Raw genomic sequence first — 21,783 nt, forward strand, 5'->3', positions numbered from 1 at the left:
TCTCCGATCTGGCGGCTGCGGGGCTTGCGGCGGTCACACGATCGGGCCGATCGAGTCGTCGAGATAATACCACTGGTCGAGATGGCGCAGGATCGCAGGTTCGATCCGGCTGTTGAGGAAGGCGACATCGGCAAGCGGACCGCTCACCCCGGCATCCATATGGAACGGCCCCTCGAAATGAAGCCGGAAGCGCGCGCCTTCCAACCGTTCGCAATACACCACCACGAGCTGCGCCCCGGTGCGCCGGGCGAGCTTCGCCGCCAGCGCGAGATTGCCTTTCGCATGCGGAGGCCGCCCGAACAGGGGCGCCATCATCGTGTCGCCCCGCTTCTCGTCGGGGAAGAGGGCCAGCACGCCGTTCTCCTTCAGTATCGACAGCGCCCTGAGCGCCCCGTTCCGGTCGGGCGGCAGCACCTTGACGTCGAAGCCGCTGCGGGTGGCATCGGCGATGTCGCGATGGGCGGCATTCTCCGGCACTTCGGAGATCGAGGCGATCGGAACGCCGATCATCTGCATGGCCGAAGCCAGCACCTCCCAATTGCCGAGATGGAGGCACAGCGCGATGGTCGGTACCTTGCCCACCTGGGCGCGCGCGGCTTCGGCGCCGACGAATTCCAGGCGTCCCGACGCGGCAAAGCGATGCACGATCGAGAATTCGGCCATCAGGCGCCCGACATTGTCGACGAAGCGCCAGACGAGCCTGTCGACCTCGGCCGCGGGCATCGCCGGAAAATGGTGCCGGATATTGTCGCGAGCCTTCCGGGCGACCTTCGGATCGATAAAACGGATCTTGAGCCAGGCCAGCCTTGCGCCGATGTCGGAAACGAGCGGGATCGGCAGGCGCCGCAGGGCGCGATGCAGCACTCTCTCCAGGGCCTGCATGGCAATCGTTCCGTCAGATCCCGTATCGCGGCGCGCGCGCGACCACGCAGGCTGGCAGACCACCCTTGGGCCGCAGCGTCAAGCGGCAGACAGGCTCGACCTTGTAACCCTCCCGCGGCAACACCTCGAAGCGTTGGGCCAGGATCGCCAAGCACAAGGTCGCCTCATCCAGGCCGAAATTCATGCCCGGGCAGATGCGCGGGCCGACTGCGAACGGGATATAGGCGAAGGGGTCGATCCGGGCGCCCGACAGGAAGCGTTCCGGCAGGAAATGGTTCGGCCTGTCCCAGAGATCGGGAGAGCGGTGCAGCAGCCACGGCGCGATCATCACCAGCGCGGATTTCTCGACATCGATATGGCCGATGCGATCGGCCTCGCGCGCCTGCCGCGGCAAGAGGGGAACCGGCGGATAGAGCCGCAGGGTTTCCTGGATGACGGCCCGGCACCAGCGCAATCGCGGCAGGTCGGCGAACGTCGGCACCCGATCACCGCAGACCTCGGCGATCTCGTCATGGACGCTCTGCCGGACCCAGGGCGCATTGGCGAGCAGATACCAGGCCCAGCTCAGCGTCGTCGCCGTGGTTTCGTGTCCGGCCATGAAGATCGTCGCCGCTTCGTTGCGCAAGGCCGCGACGTCGAGTGGCTCGCCCCCGCTCTTCTGGTTGCGGCGGATCAGCAGGTCGACCATCGAGCCTGCATCGCCCTTGCCGGCGAGATGGGCGTTGATGACGCTCTCGACGACGCCATGCACCATCGCGATCGCCTGACGCCGGCGCTTGCCGCCGAAGGCCGGCCAACCCTCGTCGGCGCCCAGGAAATAGCCGAGATTGAAGGAATCGGCATGGCGCTGATAGCTGCTGAAACCATCGATGACCTGTTGGGCGGCTTCGCGCGCGATCGTGTTGCCGAAGACGGCGCGCGAAATGATCGCGGCGGTCAGGCGCCCCATTTCCTCGGTGAGCTCGACCTCGGAGCCAGCGGGCAATTCGGCCCATTCGGCGGCGACGGCGAGCGCCGCATCCTCCATCGTCTGGCCGAATTCCGGCAGGCGGCGCTTATGGACGATATCGGCGACCAGCGGCCGGCGCCGTTTCCAGGTCTCGCCATCGCTGATGAAAAGCCCGTCGCCGAGCAGGGCCTCGAGCGCCCTTCGCATCTGCGGGCTTTTACGCTCGAAATTATCGTGCCGGGTGACGACGACGTGACGGATATGCTCGGGGCTGTTCACGAACACGATCTGCCGGCGCAGGACGCGGAAGCTGTCGATGCCAGCGCGATAAGAGGTTGCAGGCCAGACCGCGATGAGGTTGCGGCGTGCGCCGACGATCATCTGAACGAGATTGGGATCACGCGGCAAAGGCTGCGGATGAGCGGGAACGAATTCGGCCGGACTGTGCGTTTCGATGGTCTGCGGGGCGCGATATCGCTTGGAAATGAGGCTGATCATGGAGCATGTGGCCGGCAGTGACCGCGACAAGAAACCTTGGCAGCTCGCGCGTCTGGGGATAGTGAAAAAGCGTTTCCGATACTAGGCGGTGCGTTGAAGTGCCGCTTTCTCTCACGAACATTGGCGTTGGCGCAAACGACTTCGTTGAGGAGGGAAGACTGCCGGTGCGCGGCTATCCGAGGGAGCCTCCGATCGAAAGGCCGTTTCCTTCTGGCATGGCGTCGATTAGCGTCCGAAGCGGTTTCGCGGTTCTTTCGAGGACTTCGGAGGATTGGCCTGGAGTGGCGGAACGTCTGGGATGAGTGACTTGTGGGGCAGTGATCGTTCTGAAGAATTTGGCCGGCTTGTTGCGAACGCCGACCGTCTGCGCGATGCAGGTTCCTTCGCCGAGGCATCCAAGGCGTATGAGGCCGCGCTGAAGCTCGCCCCTCAACGTCATGATATTCGTGTTCAGCTAGGTAATATGCTGAAGGACACGGGACGGCATGTCGAAGCGGAGGCCGCTTACCGCCGTGCGCTCGTTGGCAATCCCAGCAATGCCGATATTTTTGTGCAGCTAGGCCATGTGCTGAAATTGCAGGGGCGTCGCCTTGATGCACGAGCATCCTATCTCGAAGCCGTCAAGCTTCCTGGAGGTTCACCCGATGCCCAGCGCGAGCTGCTGGAGATGGGCGACAGCACCACGCTAGCCACTGCGATTCGTTTGGATCCGGCGCAGTCGTCGATCGAGCTCGCAGCCCAGCTCGCTGTTCAGATCGGCACCTTGCGCCAACAGATCGAGCAGCTATCTGGACAGCTGGCCTCCTCCTTTTTCCTGAATGCCTATCCTCGGGATTGCTGGCGAGAGCTGCGGGCCACGCTCGACATGCCGAAACCGCCCGAGCTTGGCGCGCGGAAGCCGGTCTTCTACCTGCTGGATGCAAGCGGCTCCACGCCTTTCACGATCCATCTTCAGGTCGCTGCGCTCGTTGGGCAGAGCGAGCACTGCTGGAAGGCCGTCTTCGTTGGCGCTGAGGGCGCTGCGCGTGAAGCGCTGGAGCGTCTCGTGCTGGCCGAAGCAAGAATCACAATGGGAGACACCGTCGATGCCGCCCTTGCAACCCTGAACGGCCCTGTTCTTCTGGCGGAGGCCGGCGCCATCCTCCATGAACATGTCACAGCCTGGCTGCTCTATGCGGCCGCGATCGCGTCGACGGTGGGATTCACGCTGGACTTCGAGATCGTGCGCCATCACGGCCAGCGACTGGTGCCGGTCGACGCCGTGTTGCGTGGCAGGATCGATCCGGAAGCGCTTGCGGAAGCCGATTGCGTTGGTCCGTTACTTTTCCTGCCCGCCGGGACCTTGAATGCGGCAGGGCGACCCTTCCGGGAACTCGCCAATACCGCAGCGCGAACACTGGCTGCTCAAGGCAGGCTAGGACATATTCCGTTACCGTTGGCCGCCTTTCCTGAAGGTACGGGCGAAATACCCCTTCCGCTTGCGCCCACCGTGGGTGCATCCGCGCCATCAGATCGCATTGCAGTCATCATCCCGACGCGGAACCACGGGGCCGATGCGGAGGCCATGGTTGCGTCCCTTCGGAAGGGTGCTGTGCGGCCGGATTTGATCGACGTGATCGTCATGGATAACGGCAGCACCGAGCTGCAGACCAAGGTCATTCTGGCGAGCCTGGAGGCGAGGGGGCACGCCCGCATTCTCCATGAGAACACGACTTTCAACTGGAGCTATCTGAACAACCGGGCCGCCGGTACGACGGAGGCTGCCATCCTTGTGTTCGCCAATGACGATATGGCGTTACGAAGCCAGGGATGGGATGCGATCGTCCGAACACATCTGTCTCGGCCGGAGATCGGAGCACTGGGAGCGCGGTTGTTATACCCCGACGGAGCGGTGCAGCATGCCGGTGTTCTGGAAGGCTGGCCGTCCGGCGTCATTCATGATGGATTGGATGCGCCCGGCGAGGATACGGGGCCGGCTGGGCGTTGGCGCAGGACGCGCCGTGTTGCAGCGGTCACTGGTGCCTTCCTCGCTGTACGGCGGGAGAATTTCGAGGCGCTTAACGGCTTCGACGCCAGCCTGTTCGCGATCTCCTATGGCGATATCGACTTTTGCATGCGTCTTCGCGAGCGTGGGGCTGCGGTGCTCTGGACACCGTGGATCGAGTTGACTCATCACGAATCGCGGAGTCGCGGCGCCGATCATGCCGATGAGGCGCGGCGCCAGCGCAGCGACGCTGAACGGCTCCTGTTCGAAGGGCGATGGGGGAACACGGTGGGCGACCCCTCGGTCAATCCGTTCTGGTTGGCCGAAGGGCGCCCGTTCCGGCTGTTGCAGCGGCCGTCGCTCGCGTCTGTCGTCGATTTCATGCGGAGTTCGTCCGAGCCGGCGCCATGGCGCGCGTATCGGCAGCCATCAGGGGCGTAAACCTGATGGCTGGAATGTTCAGGCTGCCTGGACCGCTGCAACCGTCTTGGCGATGACGATGTCCTGCGTGGCATCGTCTAAATCGGAATAGAGCGGCAACCTGACGAGCGTCGCTGCCGCTAGGTCGGTCTGCGCGAGATCGCCGACCGTTCGTCCGAATCTGCGGCCAGCAGGTGCCGAATGCAGGGGGACATAGTGCGAGGTCGCGCCGATTTCGTGCTGAGCGAGTTCCGCTCTCAGTGCGCGGGCTTTCTCCGGCGTCGGCATCATCACGAAGAAAATATGGCCGTTGTGCTCGGCGTCCTGCGGAACGCGCGTGAGACGGAGCTTGCCGTCGGTTTCCAGAGGGCGCAGCGCCTGAGCATAACGTGCCCAGAGCCGGCGTCGCGTATGGGTGATTTCCTCTGCGCGTTCAAGTTGAGCAAGCAGTAAGGCTGCAATCAAGTCGCTCGGGAGATAAGATGAGCCGATGTCGAGCCATTCGTACTTGGTGACCTCGCGGCGCAGGAAGCTGGTGCGATTGGTCCCCTTTTCGCGAATGATGTGGGCTCTTTCGCGTAGCGATGGATCGTTGATGATCAATGCTCCGCCTTCTCCGGAAACGACGTTCTTGGTCGCATGGAAGCTGAGGCAGCCGAGGGCACCGAACGTGCCGAGCGCCTGGTCGCCGCGGCGCGCGAGGTAACCCTGGGCCGCGTCCTCGACGACGATCAACCCATGGGCTTCTGCGCGGCCCATGATCTCGGTCATGTCACAGCCTACGCCGGCATAATGGACGGGGAAGATGGCCTTGGTCTTCGATGTGACGGCGCGATCGATCTCGGCGGGCTCCATATTGAGTGTCAGCGGATCGACGTCGATGAAGACGGGCACGCCCCCGCGGTTCACGACCGCGTTCGCCGTCGACACGAAGGTGAATGAAGGCATGATGACTTCGTCGCCTTCCCGGATGTCCGCCAGGATCGCCCCCATCTCAAGGGCGGCGGTTGCTGAATGCGTCAGGAGTACGGTTGCACCGTAATGTGCTTCCAGAAAAGCATGGCAGCGCTTGGTGAAAGCGCCGTCGCCGGAAAGATGGCGCTGCTCGAGGCACTCCATCAGGTAGCGAGCTTCCCGGTCCGAGATGCTGGGGCGCGAGAACGGAATTGACATGCCGAATACCTTTCGATCACGCGAGAGCCGCGCCGAATTCGTCAGGAGCGAAACGTTGCGGGCTCGTTGACGATCTTGAGATCGGGAAGCTTCGCACGCAGGCGCGTCGTGCCTGCCATCGTCTTGGTCAGGAAGAATATCCGATCGTCGGCTCCCGTAACGGGATCATATCCCATGACCGAGTAGACGCCGTACATGGGTATATACCGACGGAATCGTTCATCGACGTCCTTGCCGTAAACCCGCCAGTGATAATGCTGATCTGCGCGCGGTTGTGCCCATTCGACGGTTTTCTCGCGATTCGTCGGATCGGGGAACGTAAGGAAGACGATACCTGTCGGCTTGATCACACGAACGAGCTCGGCCATGGCGGCATTGTCGTACTGCACATGTTCCATGACGTGATTGCAGACAACCAAGTCATAGCTGTCATTTTCCCTGGCGATCTTCATTAGGTCCAGCGAGTTGTCGGCGCCATACCAGGACGTTTCGTGATGCGCGAACCAGGTCGGGTCGTTGCTGCGGTCTCCCGAGAATTGCAGCACCTGCCAGTCGCTGAAGTCAGCATCATGCAACTCGAGAAAAATTTGCCTGAACGTGCGGTGCCTCTCCAGTGTCCCGCATTGCAGGCAGTATGGCAGCTTGCCGGTCGTCGAGTTGCGCCCTCCAGGCCCAGGAGCGAACTCGAGTCCTCCGCAGATATTGCAGGGATTTGCCATGGATCGTTAACCTCGTGAGCGGAGCGTGCCAATAATTGAAAAGAAGGGGGCGGGGGATGCAATCAAAGCATACGCTTCAATGTAACGACATCTTGATTGTCGTCCCATAATTCTCTGGTAAAGCGCATAATCGCCGGATCAAATTGTTTCACGGTAGGAATTCGTGTTGAATTTCAATGCGAGGTGGTCAACGGTTTGAAGAATTTCATGATCTTCATCATCTTGCGTCCCATTCGCACGCGATAGCGTCGTATAAATTTCTGCCGCTAAAGCTGCAAGCTGCGAGTCATGTTGATTTTTTGAATGCAGGTGGTGGCGATCGCCGCGATTGACGAAAAGGTTGAGGACATTATTCACCACCGGATCGTCAATCTTCGGCCATTTGATATCGAGAGCTTGTCCAGCCGCGATCAAGGTGCCTCGCCAATCGCGAAGCAGATCTTCATAACGCACAAAAGCGCGTTTGTGAGTGCGCGTCGAACGCTCTGCTTCCAGGACATGCGAAAGCCACAGGCGCAGCGCCACATCCGTCTCGATCGGTTGTCGATGGTTCAACGAAGCCGCGACCTCGAAAGGATGGCGCAGCATCAGGATGGGGCGGAGTTCTAAGTTCAGCTGTTCGGCCGCAGCATACCAGATCGGCAATAGGCGGCAGCTTCGCGGGTCTTTCACCGCAAAAAGATGGCTCTCTGCAAATTCAGACGCGATGATCTTGGAGAGACGGTCCGGCCACTTGGCAGCCGCGGGCATGTCGAACCTGCACGGGTCGATGGGGCCCGGGTCGTTCCAAGCGCTGCCAATTTCAGCCAGCACGGCCTCATGGAAGTCGTAGAGATCGAGCCGCTCCCAGTGTCCACGTGGATTCGCAGGCGTGGCACCCATGAGGTTCTTACCCAGGTCGACGCCGAGGAGATTGATTACACGGGTCACTGCCGAGGTCCCGCTGCGGTGCATGCCGAGCACCGGAATGCAGACCTGCGGGTTGCTGCGGACAGGCGTTCTCGTCATCCGCGCTTTTCCATGAGGCAAAGCGTCTGGCCCAGGCCGATCGGGCCTGAAACCTCGCGGCCGTCGAGGAGCTTGGCTCCCGGAATGTCGTCGCATTGCTGCGTGGTCGGCGCGACGAATTCAACGATATCGAGGCCGGCATTCGCAGCGAAGAAGCGGAGAAATGTTTCGTCGAGGAAAACAAGGGGATCGATGCGTCTTTCCCAGTGCTGCATCAGATCCCGGAATGTGTGTTGATGGCGCTCGTGCCCGAGATCCATGTATGAGATCAGAAGTCGCCCCCCTGGTTTCAGGACACGCGCGGCCTCCTTGGTGAGGAGTGCCGAATGCTCGGGGAAAATATTGGTGAACACGGAGAAGATCGCGACCGCATCCGCAATTCCGTCCGCGGTGGGAATCGTGAAACCCGTGACCTCCTTGAATTCCCAGTCGGGCCGCGCGCATTCGACGCGAGCGACTTCCAGAAGCTGTGGGACAACATCTGTGCCGAGGTAGGAGAGTTCTTTGCGATCCGTGAGGTAGCGGGCCAGGCGGCCTGGTCCGCAACCGACATCGATCAGATGCCGCCGGCCAGTGAGCGGGACATACTTGTCCAGAAGCGCCATCTCGGTAAAGCCGACACGCTCCTCGTCGCCGCCTCCAACCATCTTGAAAGCTGCGGTGCGGGCATCGTGACCGGCGGCAAACTGTTCGTACCGCTTGAGGTGGGCGGCCTTGTTGTCCAGAATCACTGCCATGCGCGTTGGCTCTCGGGCTGCATCGATCAATCAGCTCATTGCATAGGAGCTGCCCGCCGCGAAGTAAAACGGAGACGCCATCGAACAGACGCGCTGGGCGCGGCCCCAGGCAGTGCGTCTCAGGGTTTGACGCCGATGGCGACGGCGTAATGGGTATTGTCGAGAGTGCTCAAGGCACGATCGAGGGTAAGGCCAAGCTTTAAAAAGGCGATATCGTCGCCTTCCTCGCCGAAATTGCCGAGAATGTAGCGGGTTGCCAATTGATAGATCACACCGCCAGTCGGGATGAGCGTCGCGCCCGGCATTCGCTTGCGGATTGCTGGAAGAATGGCTTCGCTGTCCGCTGCTTCGGTTGGGTCCATCGCGATCATGGCCTCGATGGTCGGGCGTTGCAGTTCGGGCTTGTATGTCTCTCCGCCGCCGTCGATGACACGCATCAGCCTTGCCGGCAGGTCTCGCCTGAACGCGGTAGCGTATGCGAGATCTTGATCACTCCACTGGAAGCGGGATGGGCCGACGAAGTCGTCCATCGCAAAGATGCCGCCCTCCTTCAGCCTCTCGATGCTCCACGCTATGGCGGCGTCCGTATCGAGCATGTGGTGCAACGCGTTGTTCCAGTGAACGAGATCGTAGTCTGTTCGCCGGCACTCGGCGAAAGCGTCAGCGCGATGCCAGGTGACCTTGTCGGAGATGCCAAATTTTTCGGCTTCCGCGATCCCAATAGCGATACGTGGTTCCGTGATCTCGTAGAGATCAAAATGCTCGACGATGCCCTCTCGAATAAGGCGCATCTCCTTAGCCCCGGTTCCGCACCCGACCGAGATCGCGCGCATTAAACGACGCCCGGCAGTCCGCTTGATCAAGGCGCTGAAGCCGGCATGTTGACCGGCATCGTTCTCGGCGCCGAGCAGGCCGTTGATGTGCCGCCAGATATGAGGGCTTTGCCACCAGTTGCGTATGCCACTGTGTTGCTGGGGCTGCGTGTTTCGCGCCCAATGCTCTGCGGCTCTGGCAAGAATGTCTGAGGTCATGTCCGCTTTGCCCGAGTTTGTTACCGCGACAATGGCTTGGTCGCCAGGATCGTAGCGTAATGCGTATGGCCGAGCTCCACGAGAACACGATCCAGCATCAAGGCCGCTTCGACAACCCAGGAGTCGGCGATGGGGTCGAGGTTGGGATAGATGCCGGAGAGACCGAGCTGATAGATGCAGCCGCCGGTCGGCGTGACGCTCGCGCCCGGGAACATCGCAGCAGCGAGATTGAGGATTCGTCCGCTGTCGGGCGTGAGATGGGGGCTCTTCTCCCGCATAGCCTCTTCTGGGACGCGCTGGAGCTCTGGTGAAATCTCGCTGCCGTGAACACGGAGAAGCTGACGAGGCAGCATTGCGCGGAAGCGCGATGCTGCCGCGAGGACGAGGTCTTTATACTGGAAGCGCGAGGGACCTACATAGCCGTCAACCGCGAGAAGGCCGCCGGGGCGTAGATGCTTCAGGCTCCACTGAAGCGCGACTTCAACATCCGGCTGCATGTGCAGTCTGTTGTTCCAGTAGACGAGGTCGAACGTTTTGCGCTTCTCTTCCGACAGGCCTGTGCCGAGGTTCCAGGAAATTTTATCGGAAAGTCCAAAGCGCTCGGCTTCGGCTCGTCCCGCCTCGATGCCGGCTTCGGATTGGCTCCAGATGTCGAAATGCTCGACGGTGCCGGTAAGTGCCAGTCGCAATGCTTGTGCTCCGTCTTCGCTGTCGAGCGACACCGCTTGCTTGAAGCTCGGCTTGGCCGAGCGGGCGATCAGCGTGTGAAAACCGGCAGAGGCCGCTTGGGAACGCGGCGAGCCGAGCATATCGTTGATATGCTGCCAGATGCGGGGTGAACTCCACCAGTTGGCAAAAGCGGGCGTAGGCGAAGAAGAGGGGGCTGCCGGGGCGGGCAGCGCTACATGCTCCTGGGCACTTTCTGCGCCGTTGAAGGTAAAGCGCGCAAGTTCGTGATGGCCGCTGATGGAATCTGTCAGAGGAGTGCAACTCTCGAGCGTCCAGCCGTGGCGTTGAGCAAGAGTCGTGAGCTCGGACAGGCGGAAATGGAACGGCGCCCGGTCATGAAAGGTCATCGAACTATCGGGGCGCATCAACGGGCGAAAGGCCGCCTCACCCTCGGGGGCGATGATGAGGCTCGCATAAAAGCGGCCTCCCGGTTTCATGGCTGCGCCGAGATTCGCGAGACAGCGCTCCAGGGCCGGCAGGGGTAGGTTTTCAAAAAGGAAGCTGGCCAGGGCAATGTCGAACGAATCCTCGGCCCAGCTGAAGTCGAAACTGCCATCCTCAATAAGGTTTTGGGGCGAAACCAGGTCGCGAAGCTGGCGGTTGTCCGCGAGGTTTTCCCAACCCCATTCAAGTGCTCGGCCATTGCGTTCGACTGCGTAGTATTGGCCGGGTTCCAAAGCTGGTGCGAACTCTGGAAGCAATCGCAACACGCCTGCGCCGATGTCCAGGAAACGAGCATTAGCAGGGATGCCGTCGACTTTGATAAGGTCGACTTCATTCCCGGCTGCGAAATCGTAACTGCTCATCTCGAAACGGGTGATATCTCGGTCGAGCAGGGATTGCATCATTTCGTGACGCCTCACGAAGCGATCTCGCTGTCCAATCTTGGAATGGAGATCTTGCGCGAGCCCTGCACGCTGATGCAGCCTCGGTGGCCAATTATGCAGGCTTTCCGCGCTTTTCTGTAAGCGTTCCGCGCGGTATGCCGCGCGGATCGGTGCTCCTGCCGACTTGCTGCCGATAGAGCCACGCCCAACGTGACGCTCGAAAAAGCGAATTTCATCTTTTAGAGCGTCTTTGATGGCGGCAACCATTTTTTGATCGCTGAGAAGCTCGCCTACCAGAGTTTCATAGTTTGCTACCGGGTTCTTGTTCATTGCAGGACGTTTCGTAAAACATGCGCCGAGCATGTTGCCTAAACGCTCTGCATAAGCATCGAAGTCGTCGACATCGCCAATGAGGTCGAACGCAGTCATGTCAACGTTTAAAAATGTTGACTGTGTGTAAAGACCGGACACGCGTGGGTGTCGGGCGAGGTCAATAATGGACATCTCGCCCGAACGCAAATTTTGTACCATTTTACTGGACAAGTCGTTGTCGTTATCAATGCAGTGCCAATAATGCGATATCAGCCGAAGTACGGGATCCCGCAAGCATGTCGTCGCAAAATCGACGTTATAATATTCATACTTTCTGAGATTGAAATGGCCGTGGATGCATTTTATGTTTTCTAGGTCGACATATTTATCAACAGAATGGGGTTCTTCTTGGAGGGAGGCGCACGGGGTTCCGACATAGTCGAGGAGAATTTGAGATGGGCCATAGAAGTCGGTAAGATATGATTTCAGCGTGATCCCACCACATTTAGGTACGTGGACTGAAAGCAATTCGATGGACATGATGAGGACTATCGTTCTCGTGAATTGTCGAAAGGCATCTGAATTGGGCGCTGTCAGGCGTGTCTGAATTTTGGTGGTATGCCGGGCGCAATATCGCTATCGCTCCCGGTGCTTGCTGTCGTTGTTTGCTGCCGGCGGATCGTGAACTTTCCGGCAGAGTCGAATGCGTAACCTCTACAGGTTGGCGTGGTTAAGCGAGCGCCCGATGGTGCCATCTCCGACGGGAGTTCCGCCGCGAGTCTGCGGAAAACCGATAGCGATGATCGGTTGCGTATCGAAGGCGCAGGCGTTGCTGGCGTAGGCCACCTCGTCGAAGCCAAGAGCCTGTTCCTGCAGCGCTCTTATCAGGAGGTCAGAGTTGCCCGAGGCGTCGCGCCCAGCGCCGGCGATGACCCGTCCTCCCGCAGCCACGTAAGCCGCAATGCTTGCCGCCGCACTTGCCGCTTGAGTCTTCGAGCGCCAGCGTTGCGGTTCGACGATCAGCACATGGGCCTCCGGGTTCTTGATCCCGGCAACCAGTGCCGCCACGTCCGGAGCGCTCCCGCTGAGGGTCGCGAAGGCCGGGCACAGCCGCTTGTTGGCTGTTTCGAGCGCATGGCTTCGGCCGATCATGGTGACCGGTGGCCGGCGTTGCAGGACGCCGGACAGGCTGAGGTAGCGCATGGTCGAACGATCGAAAGGCATGCTGCCGCAATCGACGCACACCGGAACGCGCTCTTTGCCGACCTTGCGATCTTCAATGGTGTGGCCGCCGCAAAGGCTGCACAACATCCCCGTTCCCAAGGCGGCCTGATCAAAGCCGGGCGCACTCGCCAGAGTCAACGGGTGCATGATGTAGGCGTTTTCGTCGACGAGCGTATGTGGTGCAGGCAAGGTCTTGGAACTGATCGAGCGGATCGCCGGAATATCGGCCAGTTCGTAGCCTTTGCTCTCAAGGAAGTAGCTGTACTCGATATCCGTGCCGTCCTGGGCTACTTCGTCGCTGAAGCCGCCGACGGCGTTGTATGCGCTGCGCCGCAGAATGAACAAGCCGCCCTGAATATGCTGGAAGCGTCGCCGCGGATTCGCGCGCGCAAAATCCTGCCTTCGCCATTTTTCAAACGAAGGATAGTTCGCGTATTCCGCTCCGTTGCGGAACTTGGGTAGCGAAATGCGATAGCCACCGAGTGCAGCCTGGGAGTTATCGTCCATCGCCCTGACGAGTTCACGGTCCCAGCCGTTCTTCAGGATGAAGCCCTCCTTTGAGCAGATGTAGACAATGTACTCGGATGTACCGGCATCGATTCCGAGATTAGTGCCGGGGCCGCAGAAAAGATTCTTGCGGGACTCAATGAAGGTAAAATTCGAGCGAGCGCCATAACGCTCCTTCATGCGGTCTCGGAAGCTCTGTTGGCTATTGTTGTCGACAACGATCAGGTTGAACGGCAAGGAGGTATGAGCATAAATTCGGTCGATGATCTCACTGGTCGTTGCCCAGTCATCATATTTCGGGGTGTCGTACGTCACCAGGACGATGTCGAGCATCCGGCCGCGCCAGACGTCCAGCATCGTATGCATCATCCGATCCGTGCTGGCGTAGTGCGTGGATTTGGAGCGCGCTGCGTTGATGAGCCTCCGGCGTTGCGCGTCCGGCATCGTGCAGAGTTCGCGGATGGCTGTCGTCAGCGCTTCGACATCCTTCGGAGCCGTCAACAAGCCATCGACGCGATGGGTGATGAGATCGGGGATATTCGCCAGCCGGCTTGTGACGACGGGTACGCCTGCCGCCATCGCTTCGATCAGTACTGTCGGAAGCCCGTCCATGTCACCATTCAGGGCTTCGACACAGGGCAGGGCGAAAATATCGGCATCGAAATACGCCTGGTGCAGCGAGGCCGTGTCATCGAGCGTTCCGGCGAACGCGACGTTGTTGATCCTGGCTGCCGTAACCTGCTCGCGCAACTCGGCCTCGAGTGGACCATAGCCGTAGATCACGAAATCCAGTTCGGGCGTAAGCGCCGCGGCTTCGATCAGGTACCTGAAGCCCTTCTTTTCGATCATGCGGCCGATCGAGATGACGCGAGGGCGCTCCGCCCGGGAGAATGGGCGGGCCTTGGCTTCGGGAAGCCCGACCGCTTGGCGTTCCGGAACAATCTTGGTGCTTGGGACGCCGCACTCGCGCAGGAAACGTTCGTGATAGGTGCCCAGAGTGATCACGCCCGAGCACAACGGATCGCTTGCGACTTCGCCGACGCGATTGCGGAGGCGGTTGGAATGGTGGCTGATATCGACGCCGCCCGGCATGAAGGTGAAGGGAATGCCGGTCATCTGCGCGGCAGGCCAGGTGAGTTGCGTGGTCGCGGGATAAGCGAAGGGCGAATGAAGAATGTTGCGCCTGTCGGCTTTCAGTGCTTCTGCCAATTCTTCGGCAGTCAAGATCTGCTTGGCTGAAATCTTGAAATCGAGAGACGCGGCGAGGTCCGGAGCGGTCTTGTAGTATACCTTGACGTCGAAATGATTGGAAACGAGCCAGCGCAGCTCATTAAGCACGAAGGTTTGCGACAGAGCAGGCCAGTCCCAGACCATATAGGCGATACGCGGAGGGTCGATCCCAAGTGCCACGCGCTCGCGAAGGTTTTTGGTCGCAACCCGCGCGAAGTTGATGTCCCACTTCTCTGTCAGGGTGACGTTGTTGAGCGTTTTCTTGTCGAGATAGTACTCGACCAGGGAGACGGGAATGAAAGCTGGTGGATTGAAGCGCGTATAGCGGATGATCAGGTCCCAGTCGACGAGCCGCGTCATGGAGTCGTCGAACAGACCTTGCTGGGTGACGATACTCCGTTTGTGCACGAAACAATTGAGATCGATAAAGTTGCGATGGACGAGGTTCTCGCGCTGGTAGCCGACGCCTAGGACGCTATCGGTGCCTTTATCGAGGTCGTTGATATGTTCGGCGCAATAGGCGGTGCCCAACGCTTCGCATTGAGCGAAAGCGGCTGCCATGATGCACAGAAAGTGTTTGTGCCAGTGGTTGTCGCTGTCGAGATACGCCACGAGGTCCCCGCTGGCGCGGGACAGACCGGCGTTGCGCGCCTTCGAGATGCCGCCATGCTCGGCCTTCACGAGGGTCAGCCATCCCGACTTGATTAATTCCGGGAAGCCGGTCTCGATGACGGAGATCGTTTCGTCAGTGCTGCCATCATCAACGACGATGAGTTCGTGGGCCCTGTAGGATTGAGCAATGACGGATTCGATGGCTCGCTTGACGACATGAGCGCGGTTCCAGGCCGGCATGACGACGGAAACCTTCTGCGGCGCCCCTTTCAAGGCGCGGCGACAAAGCTCGATGGCGCTTGCGGGAACCGTATCGCCTTCTATGACGCTGCGGGAGCCAATTGCACTCAAGAGTGGAACTCGCCGTTCCCAAGGAGATCGCCAACTGGATGGGGCCATCAGCTTTTGGGCTGGTCGCGCTTGGCTAACCGAGGACGTGTTGGCTTGCCGGTTGGCCGCAGGCATCGCAGAGGTCGTCGGCGCTGGCGAGGTAGAGGCTCCTGGCCGGGGAGGGGTCGTGCTCTGGGGGAGCGGAGCCGGCCGTACGACTGAGCCTCCGGGCGCCTCGCTTTTCAGGCGGGGCGAAGCGGGCGTGGAAACCGCCTCAAAACCGGTGAACATGCGCTGCCAGAAAGGGCTCTTCTTCCGGCTGTGCGGGGTTGAAGTGCCATTGGCGGTGTGGGCGGAATGTCGTGCATTCCATAAGAGCGCGGCGGGAGGGGCTTGCCGTGTAATTTCGTCGACGACCCCAGCAAAGCTCAAACCCTGGCGCATCCACTCGACCAAGTATTCGGAGTCACTTTCGTCCGTTCCGACAAAGGTTGTGACCAAGGTCGTAAGGTCGTCGAATGTCGGGCGCAATGCCATGCCAGCATCGCCGGAAGCTGCTGCTCCTACGAGCGCGGTCAGGTTGCTGGCCGTTTCGGCAAAGCCGTTGCGGTGAGAGACATGGAGGAGATGTTCGCCAACCTCGGCGATGGGGCTCCCGATCAGGACGGCCGAACGATAATACCCTTCGGCGGCGACGGAACTCCCCATCTCCTTGAGCATATGCCCAGCCTGCACGAGATAGCCCGAATGCAGAGGCAGGACATTCAGGCCGGCTCGGTACTCCAAGAAGGCACGGTGCCAATCGCGTTGATCGCGAAGTGCATCGCCGCGTTGCGCGTAATGCATGAAGACACTGTGTTGATTCGCGACTTGGCGAGTGAATGTAGCGATCTCGAAGCGGCTTTGCGAGGTGAGAATCAGGTTTTGAATGTAGGTGTCGGCGTCGACTTTCTTCCACCGCGAGGTCAATTGCTGGAATTTTGCCAGGAGGTTCGACGAGGGGCCGTCGTTTGTATCGGTACCGATGAACGGCATCAGTATCTCTCTTCCGTAGCGTACTTCTAGTGGCGGAGCGCTACGCGCACCGCTTGAATTACGAAATGAACCAGCGGGAAGTCTTTTGCAAGATGCGGGCGTATTGGATCGGAGCTCGCGAGCCAGACGGTCGAGACGCGTGCCCTGCACCTTGCGAGAAAGGGGCGGACGCCCCGGAGGCTCCTCCTATTCCGAGGGTGTCATCAAGGAGGAGCGGCTATGTCCTGTTCTTGCAACACGTCGATAAAGCCGTTGCCTCCGACCTGTGTCGGGCCGGTGCCTGAGGCATAGACGCCCGTTGCCAAGCGCATGAAGGTGTTCGATCGAACGACGTTGTTGGTAGCAGCGTAAATATTCTGCCCGACGGAGTAGGGTTCGATGGAGATGCCGCGGTGGTGGGTTCGCTTCCTGTTGGATAATGTGATCATATTGCCCGAAATCATGCAGTCGGAAGCGCCTTTGAGCAGGATCGCGCAAGGGGGCGAAACGGCGCGGCCCGAATCCAGATAGCCGAAATCTTCTATTCGGTTCTCGTTGATCATTGAAAGACCCTCGCCCCCCCGCATCTCGATTGGGGTGACGCAATCGACAAAGCTGTTGGCGATGATGGTCATGCGATCGCCAGGGCGAACCTCTCCGGCGCCGACCGCGAAGGCACCGACGCCGACATGGCAGCGATGGAAGTGGCTTGTATGGACGCGGACATGCCGGTTGCGGCGTTTGACTTGGACGCCCGTCGAACAGAAGCGGAAAACGCAGTTGGATATCACCGTCGTATCGCCGTCGTCATTCGCTTTCAGATCGTTGCCGCCGCTTAGATAGAGGCCGCCATCGGCCCAGCCTTGAAATATGCAGTTCATGACGGCGCCGGGCCCGCAATCGACCGCGTCGAGTGCGCTGTCGCCGTTGAGTTCGGATAAGCTTGTGCCTGCGATAAATTCGCAGCGTTCGAGACTCCAGCGACGCGTGCGAAACAGGTCGAACACGGTGCCAACATCTCCGGTAACAGTCTTCGCCGTGACCGCGCTCATGTCGAAGGTGCCTCCTTCGACATCGAAGGAGTAAAGCCCGGCTCCTTCTATCCGAAACGCCTGGCTCCCGAGGCCTCCTGAGAAAACGATGCGCGCATCGGGGGCGCAGATCAGAGCCGTGGAGCGTTGGAGCAGAACGCGTATGGCGCTGCCGATGACATAGGTTCCGCCGGGAACAACGATGCGTCCGCCGGCCGTGAGCGCGCGACGAAAGGAATCGGAGAGGTCTTCATTGCTCCGCCCCTCGGCGACCCGTTGATGCAGGTCTGGTGAAATGAAATCCAGCAGGCTCCGCCCCAGCGGAGCGGCCGGAAGAGCTGCGGAGGGACTCTGCCCCCAGGCGCTTGCAATGCCGCTCAGGCCTGACACAGACGCCGCTATTGATAGGCTCATCTGCTTGAGAAAGGTCCGACGCTGCATGGCCGTCTCCAGTCTGAACTCAAAAGCAAGCGCCCGAAATCATTCGGGCGCTTCTAGAGAGGTATCTGGTACGTCGATGCCAATTCTGTGGCCAGCACACTTCAATCAGGAATGGTGGTTACGGAGATGACACTACCGTTTGCCGCATACTCGGTGCGTGTGGATGACCAGCTGTAGATGCCGGCCTGGTCGAGATCGGTGAACTGCCGTGTCCCATCGTCGCGAATAATGTCGATGTAGTCGATCCGCGCGAGTGTATCGTAAACCGTGCGTGTCGAAGCGATCGCATTCGCATTGGCCTGGTCGAAATCAGTGAAGACCCGGGTCCCATCGTCGTTGAGCACGTCCACGATGTCGACCCGTCCCAGAGTGTCGTAGAGCGTGCGGGTGGAAGCATCGGCCCTCGCACCCGCTTGGTCGAAATCGGTGAAGACACGGGTTCCATCATCGTTGCGGACATCGACATAGTCGATGCGGCTCAGATTGTCGTAGGCAGTCAGCGTCGAGGTGTCCACCCTGGCATTGGCTTGGTCGAAATCGGTGAATATCCGCGTTGCGTTGTCGTTGCGCACGTCGACATAGTCCACCCGGCTCAGATTGTCGTAGGCAGTCAGCGTCGAGGTGTCCACCCTGGCATTGGCTTGGTCGAAATCGGTGAATATCCGCGTTGCGTTGTCGTTGCGCACGTCGACATAGTCCACCCGGCTCAGATTGTCGTAGGCAGTCAGCGTCGAGGTGTCCACCCTGGCATTGGCTTGGTCGAAATCGGTGAATATCCGCGTTGCGTTGTCGTTGCGCACGTCGACATAGTCCACCCGGCTCAGATTGTCGTAGGCAGTCAGCGTCGAGGTGTCCACCCTGGCATTGGCTTGGTCGAAATCGGTGAATATCCGCGTTGCGTTGTCGTTGCGCACGTCGACATAGTCCACCCGGCTCAGATTGTCGTAGGCAGTCAGCGTCGAGGTGTCCACCCTGGCATTGGCTTGGTCGAAATCGGTGAATATCCGCGTTGCGTTGTCGTTGCGCACGTCGACATAGTCCACCCGGCTCAGATTGTCATAAGCCGTCAGCGTGGAGATATCGGTGCGCGTGCTCCCCTGGTCGAAATCGGTATAGATTCGGGTACCGTTATCGTTGCGAACGTCAACTATGTCGGTGCGCCCGAGACTATCATAGATCGTCTGCGTGGAGGTGTCGGTGCGCGCATTCCCTTGGTCGAAATCGGTGAAAACGCGGGTTCCGTCGTCGTTGAACACGTCGACCGTATCGAGTCGCTGCAGGGCGTCGTAGACCCGCGTGTCGGTGAGCCAGGCATTGGCATTAGCGAGATCGAAGGCTTTCGTGGTCACGTTCGCATAGTTCGATGCGAAGTCGGTCGCAAGGCTGGCCGGCTCCGATCCGAATACGGTCGTCAGAACACCGTTGCCCTTGACCAGGATTTCCGCGTTGCCGCCCGAGACCGCAATGGTCAACAGCCTGTCGCTTCCCGACAGCGCAGCCGTAACGGAGGCAGAATTGACCGCGCCGAAGCGCACCGTCTCGCCTGCCGCGTAATCATTGATCGTATCGCGTACACCGGACTGAAGATCGGCCGACGCAAAGTAGTAGAGGTCCGTGCCGGCGTTGCCGGTCAGAGTATCCGCGCCGATGCCGCCGCGCAGAGCGTCGCCGCCCGCCCCGCCGATAAGCGTGTCGCTTCCGCCGCGGCCGTCGAGCACCATCGCCAGGGACGACTGGGATGCGTCGAACGCATCACCGTTCGACGTTCCCAAAACTGCATCGACCCCGACAGTCAGGCCGCCCGGGCCGCCCTGGAAACCGCCGAAGACGCGCGCGAAATTCGCGGCTCCGTTGAACATGAAGCTGGCACCGATGGTGGATGCTGCGCCGAAATCCAGCGTAGCGAGGCCGCCTGTCGTGCCGGAATTCAGCGCCGACAGGCCAAAGCTCGAGCCTCCACTCAACACCCCCAAATAGTAGCTGAAATCGGCATGCTGGCCGTTTAGAGCAACCGTGCTTGAAGCAAAATTAGCGGGATCTAAGCCGACGAATTTGCCGGTCCCGCTGGTGATGAGGGTCCGGGTTTCCCCTGCTGAGAACTTATACCCACCGAGAACGTTCAGGTCGAAATCAGTCGCGCCGAGAAAGGCATTGCCCGTATTGCCGGTCGAGCTTTGCACGACAATCTGGTCGTTTCCGGTACTTGTGATGTCAAAACGTGCGTTTGCACCTTCCTGGACGCCCAGATTGCCACTTACGGTCAGCTTTTGCACGGCACCGGCCGCGTCGCCGATTGCCCCGTCGTCGGCAACAATCAGCCATCTGTCCGGCTGCATCGACAGCGTGCCGCCATCGCCCGACAAGCGGCCGCCTGAGCCGATACGCGCCCCGCCATCAGCGACGACCGTACCGCCGTTCTCTATGATCAGGCGTCCATTTCCGCCGGAATTGTTGGTTTCGAAGGTATTTCGTCCAACCATCACGAAGCTGGCGCCCTCTACTCGGGACCCAGAGCCATTGACAAGCAAGGTCGCTACGCCGGACCCGGCTAGGCCGCTCCCAACGGCGACATAGGTCCCGCCCGCCGCGTCGTCATCGAGATCAGCGACGCTGCCCGACCGCACTTCCATCGTGGCGGTTCCGGCGCCATTGCCAAGGCGCAGACCGTTGGAACCGCTGCCATCGATCATCTCGAACTTGGCACCGTTCGTCAGGATGAGGGAGCCCGAGCCCGCGGAGTTCGCCGCGACATTACCGGGTCGGGCAGAATCGAACTGGAAGCCGATATTCATAATTGCGCCGACGGCGCCCTGCATCCGGAGCGTTCCGCCATCGATGTTCAGGGTACCTGTACCGCCGAACTGGCCGATATTGGCGACCGCGTAACTACCGGAGTTGTCACCTTGAAAGACAACCGTGCTTGTCGCTCCTTGGATATTGAGCGTGCCGATGCCGCCCGTGCTGTTGGCCGCGTTATTGGTCGTGCCAAGCCAAAGTGTTGAGCCAAGGTCGCCCTGCATCGTCACCGTGGATCCCGAACTCACGGTCGCTGATCCTTCGGCGCCGGTTCCGCGGCCTACACCGAAATTGGCAAAGTCCTTCGTGTCTAGCGTCAAGGTCGATCCGGACATCGACAATGTGCCCTTAGACGTCGCGCCGCTGATCGAACTGCGTCCTACGTGAACTCCGGACGATTCCGCCGAATTATTGAGCGTGAGCGACGAACCATTTAGCGTCATCAGCCCGGTGCCGCCGTCCCGGCCAACATTGATGGACGCGTACGAGCCGGGTGTATCAGGCAGGCTGCTATCCCCAGACAGCGTCATCGTCGCTGCCGTGAGCGATAGTGTTCCGTCACCGCCGATCTCACGGCCGACGTTAACGTATGCTCCGTAATCTTCTCCCGGCACCGCAGCAGCACCGCCGCCGGTAATCGTTGCCGAGGAGGCGTTGAGGGTCATGGTACCCTTGCTGCCGCGCCCGATGTGAATGCCCACATCAGCAGTTGCAATGGTTGCGGACAGATCCAGCGTCGAGCCGTTGACAAAGTTTGCCGTGCCGGTACCGCCACCCCGGCCAACGGTCATGATGGTGCCGGTTCCGGCAAGCACGACATGGCCATTATCGACTGTCAGGGAGCCATTGCCGCCGGGATCGCGGCCGACATTCATACCTTCATTCCCGACGCCGCCAGCATAGTCGTAGGCCGTGCCCACAGGATCGATGACCCGAAGCGTAGCCCCCGACGTGATCGAAACATTGCCGGTTCCGCCCCGTCCGATTTGAACACTGGCGCCGCCGTCGGGGCGCCCGGCGCTCACGACCTCCAAGACGGAACCCGTGCCGCTGACCGTCACCGTGCCGTTGCCGGCTGGGGCGCCTCCGCCCGCCGAGGGGCGGCCTATCCAAAGTCGAGCTTCCGCCGAGGCCGAGCCTGCACCTGCCGCCGTGATGGATTTGACGCTGCCGCCGTCGACGGTGAGGGAGCCTGTACCGGTGTTGCCGACCCAGAGATCGCCGTCGGTGGCGATTGTGTCGACGACGTCGCCAGATTGGGTAACCGCCATCATTTCCTCCCGCGCCCCTATAGGCGCCTCGACTATTGTTTGTTCCGTTGCGGAATTC

The 21,783-nt window shown here is 60.3% G+C and carries 12 protein-coding genes; 1 reads left to right on the forward strand and 11 read right to left on the reverse strand.

Annotated features, from left to right (window positions below; translation table 11 throughout):
- Window positions 1–33: 33 nt before the first annotated feature.
- Both Q9235_RS19485 and Q9235_RS19490 read right to left on the reverse strand, forming a co-directional pair.
- Window positions 34–882 carry a lysophospholipid acyltransferase family protein gene (locus tag Q9235_RS19485; protein WP_306223447.1) on the reverse strand — a complete coding sequence of 283 codons (849 nt, stop codon included), beginning with the start codon at window positions 880–882 and terminating at the stop codon, window positions 34–36.
- A 13-nt stretch (window positions 883–895) separates the two neighbouring features.
- A complete protein-coding gene (locus tag Q9235_RS19490; RefSeq protein ID WP_306223448.1) occupies window positions 896–2,329 on the reverse strand; it encodes a cytochrome P450 in 1,434 nt (477 codons plus the stop codon).
- Between the two features lie 298 nt (window positions 2,330–2,627).
- On the opposite strand from Q9235_RS19490, the gene Q9235_RS19495 reads away from it, so the two are divergent.
- Complete coding sequence (locus Q9235_RS19495; protein WP_306223449.1) at window positions 2,628–4,754, forward strand: tetratricopeptide repeat protein; 2,127 nt, start codon at window positions 2,628–2,630, stop codon at window positions 4,752–4,754.
- A gap of 18 nt (window positions 4,755–4,772) precedes the next feature.
- On the opposite strand, the gene rffA is transcribed toward Q9235_RS19495, so the two are convergent.
- The 9 genes from rffA to Q9235_RS19540 form a co-directional block, all read right to left on the reverse strand.
- The gene (gene rffA, locus Q9235_RS19500; RefSeq protein ID WP_306223450.1) at window positions 4,773–5,906 is read right to left on the reverse strand and encodes a dTDP-4-amino-4,6-dideoxygalactose transaminase; all 1,134 of its coding nucleotides are present in this window, start codon (window positions 5,904–5,906) and stop codon (window positions 4,773–4,775) included.
- Between the two features lie 41 nt (window positions 5,907–5,947).
- Window positions 5,948–6,625, reverse strand: coding sequence for a class I SAM-dependent methyltransferase (locus Q9235_RS19505; RefSeq protein ID WP_306223451.1), 678 nt, complete (start codon window positions 6,623–6,625; stop codon window positions 5,948–5,950).
- A 138-nt stretch (window positions 6,626–6,763) separates the two neighbouring features.
- On the reverse strand, window positions 6,764–7,633 hold the full coding sequence (locus Q9235_RS19510) for a sulfotransferase family protein (protein WP_306223452.1): 870 nt from the start codon (window positions 7,631–7,633) through the stop codon (window positions 6,764–6,766).
- Window positions 7,630–8,370 carry a class I SAM-dependent methyltransferase gene (locus tag Q9235_RS19515; RefSeq protein ID WP_306223453.1) on the reverse strand — a complete coding sequence of 247 codons (741 nt, stop codon included), beginning with the start codon at window positions 8,368–8,370 and terminating at the stop codon, window positions 7,630–7,632. The genes Q9235_RS19510 and Q9235_RS19515 overlap by 4 nt, the downstream gene beginning before the upstream one ends.
- 119 nt (window positions 8,371–8,489) lie before the next feature.
- The gene (locus Q9235_RS19520; RefSeq protein WP_306223454.1) at window positions 8,490–9,401 is read right to left on the reverse strand and encodes a class I SAM-dependent methyltransferase; all 912 of its coding nucleotides are present in this window, start codon (window positions 9,399–9,401) and stop codon (window positions 8,490–8,492) included.
- Between the two features lie 20 nt (window positions 9,402–9,421).
- Window positions 9,422–11,809 (reverse strand): methyltransferase, encoded by a 2,388-nt coding sequence (locus tag Q9235_RS19525; protein WP_306223455.1) that lies wholly within the window; start codon window positions 11,807–11,809, stop codon window positions 9,422–9,424.
- A 174-nt stretch (window positions 11,810–11,983) separates the two neighbouring features.
- On the reverse strand, window positions 11,984–16,207 hold the full coding sequence (locus Q9235_RS19530; RefSeq protein WP_306223456.1) for a glycosyltransferase: 4,224 nt from the start codon (window positions 16,205–16,207) through the stop codon (window positions 11,984–11,986).
- Window positions 16,208–16,410: 203 nt separating this feature from the next.
- Entirely contained in the window at window positions 16,411–17,658 is a 1,248-nt protein-coding gene (locus tag Q9235_RS19535; protein WP_306223457.1) for a right-handed parallel beta-helix repeat-containing protein, read from the reverse strand.
- 101 nt (window positions 17,659–17,759) lie between these two features.
- On the reverse strand, window positions 17,760–21,728 hold the full coding sequence (locus Q9235_RS19540; RefSeq protein WP_306223458.1) for a beta strand repeat-containing protein: 3,969 nt from the start codon (window positions 21,726–21,728) through the stop codon (window positions 17,760–17,762).
- Window positions 21,729–21,783: the final 55 nt, after the last annotated feature.

The organism is Bosea beijingensis (assembly GCF_030758975.1).
Lineage (GTDB): Bacteria > Pseudomonadota > Alphaproteobacteria > Rhizobiales > Beijerinckiaceae > Allobosea > Allobosea beijingensis.

Excerpts from the sequence above, each read along its gene's own strand:
- Q9235_RS19525 (WP_306223455.1), bottom strand. The coding sequence starts at position 11,809 with ATGTCCATCGAATTGCTTTCAGTCCACGTACCTAAATGTGGTGGGATC.
- Q9235_RS19515 (WP_306223453.1), bottom strand. The coding sequence starts at position 8,370 with ATGGCAGTGATTCTGGACAACAAGGCCGCCCACCTCAAGCGGTACGAA.
- Q9235_RS19510 (WP_306223452.1), bottom strand. The coding sequence starts at position 7,633 with ATGACGAGAACGCCTGTCCGCAGCAACCCGCAGGTCTGCATTCCGGTG.
- Q9235_RS19495 (WP_306223449.1), top strand. The coding sequence starts at position 2,628 with ATGAGTGACTTGTGGGGCAGTGATCGTTCTGAAGAATTTGGCCGGCTT.
- rffA (WP_306223450.1), bottom strand. The coding sequence starts at position 5,906 with ATGTCAATTCCGTTCTCGCGCCCCAGCATCTCGGACCGGGAAGCTCGC.
- Q9235_RS19535 (WP_306223457.1), bottom strand. The coding sequence starts at position 17,658 with ATGCAGCGTCGGACCTTTCTCAAGCAGATGAGCCTATCAATAGCGGCG.
- Q9235_RS19485 (WP_306223447.1), bottom strand. The coding sequence starts at position 882 with ATGCAGGCCCTGGAGAGAGTGCTGCATCGCGCCCTGCGGCGCCTGCCG.
- Q9235_RS19505 (WP_306223451.1), bottom strand. The coding sequence starts at position 6,625 with ATGGCAAATCCCTGCAATATCTGCGGAGGACTCGAGTTCGCTCCTGGG.
- Q9235_RS19520 (WP_306223454.1), bottom strand. The coding sequence starts at position 9,401 with ATGACCTCAGACATTCTTGCCAGAGCCGCAGAGCATTGGGCGCGAAAC.
- Q9235_RS19540 (WP_306223458.1), bottom strand. The coding sequence starts at position 21,728 with ATGATGGCGGTTACCCAATCTGGCGACGTCGTCGACACAATCGCCACC.
- Q9235_RS19490 (WP_306223448.1), bottom strand. The coding sequence starts at position 2,329 with ATGATCAGCCTCATTTCCAAGCGATATCGCGCCCCGCAGACCATCGAA.
- Q9235_RS19530 (WP_306223456.1), bottom strand. The coding sequence starts at position 16,207 with ATGCCGTTCATCGGTACCGATACAAACGACGGCCCCTCGTCGAACCTC.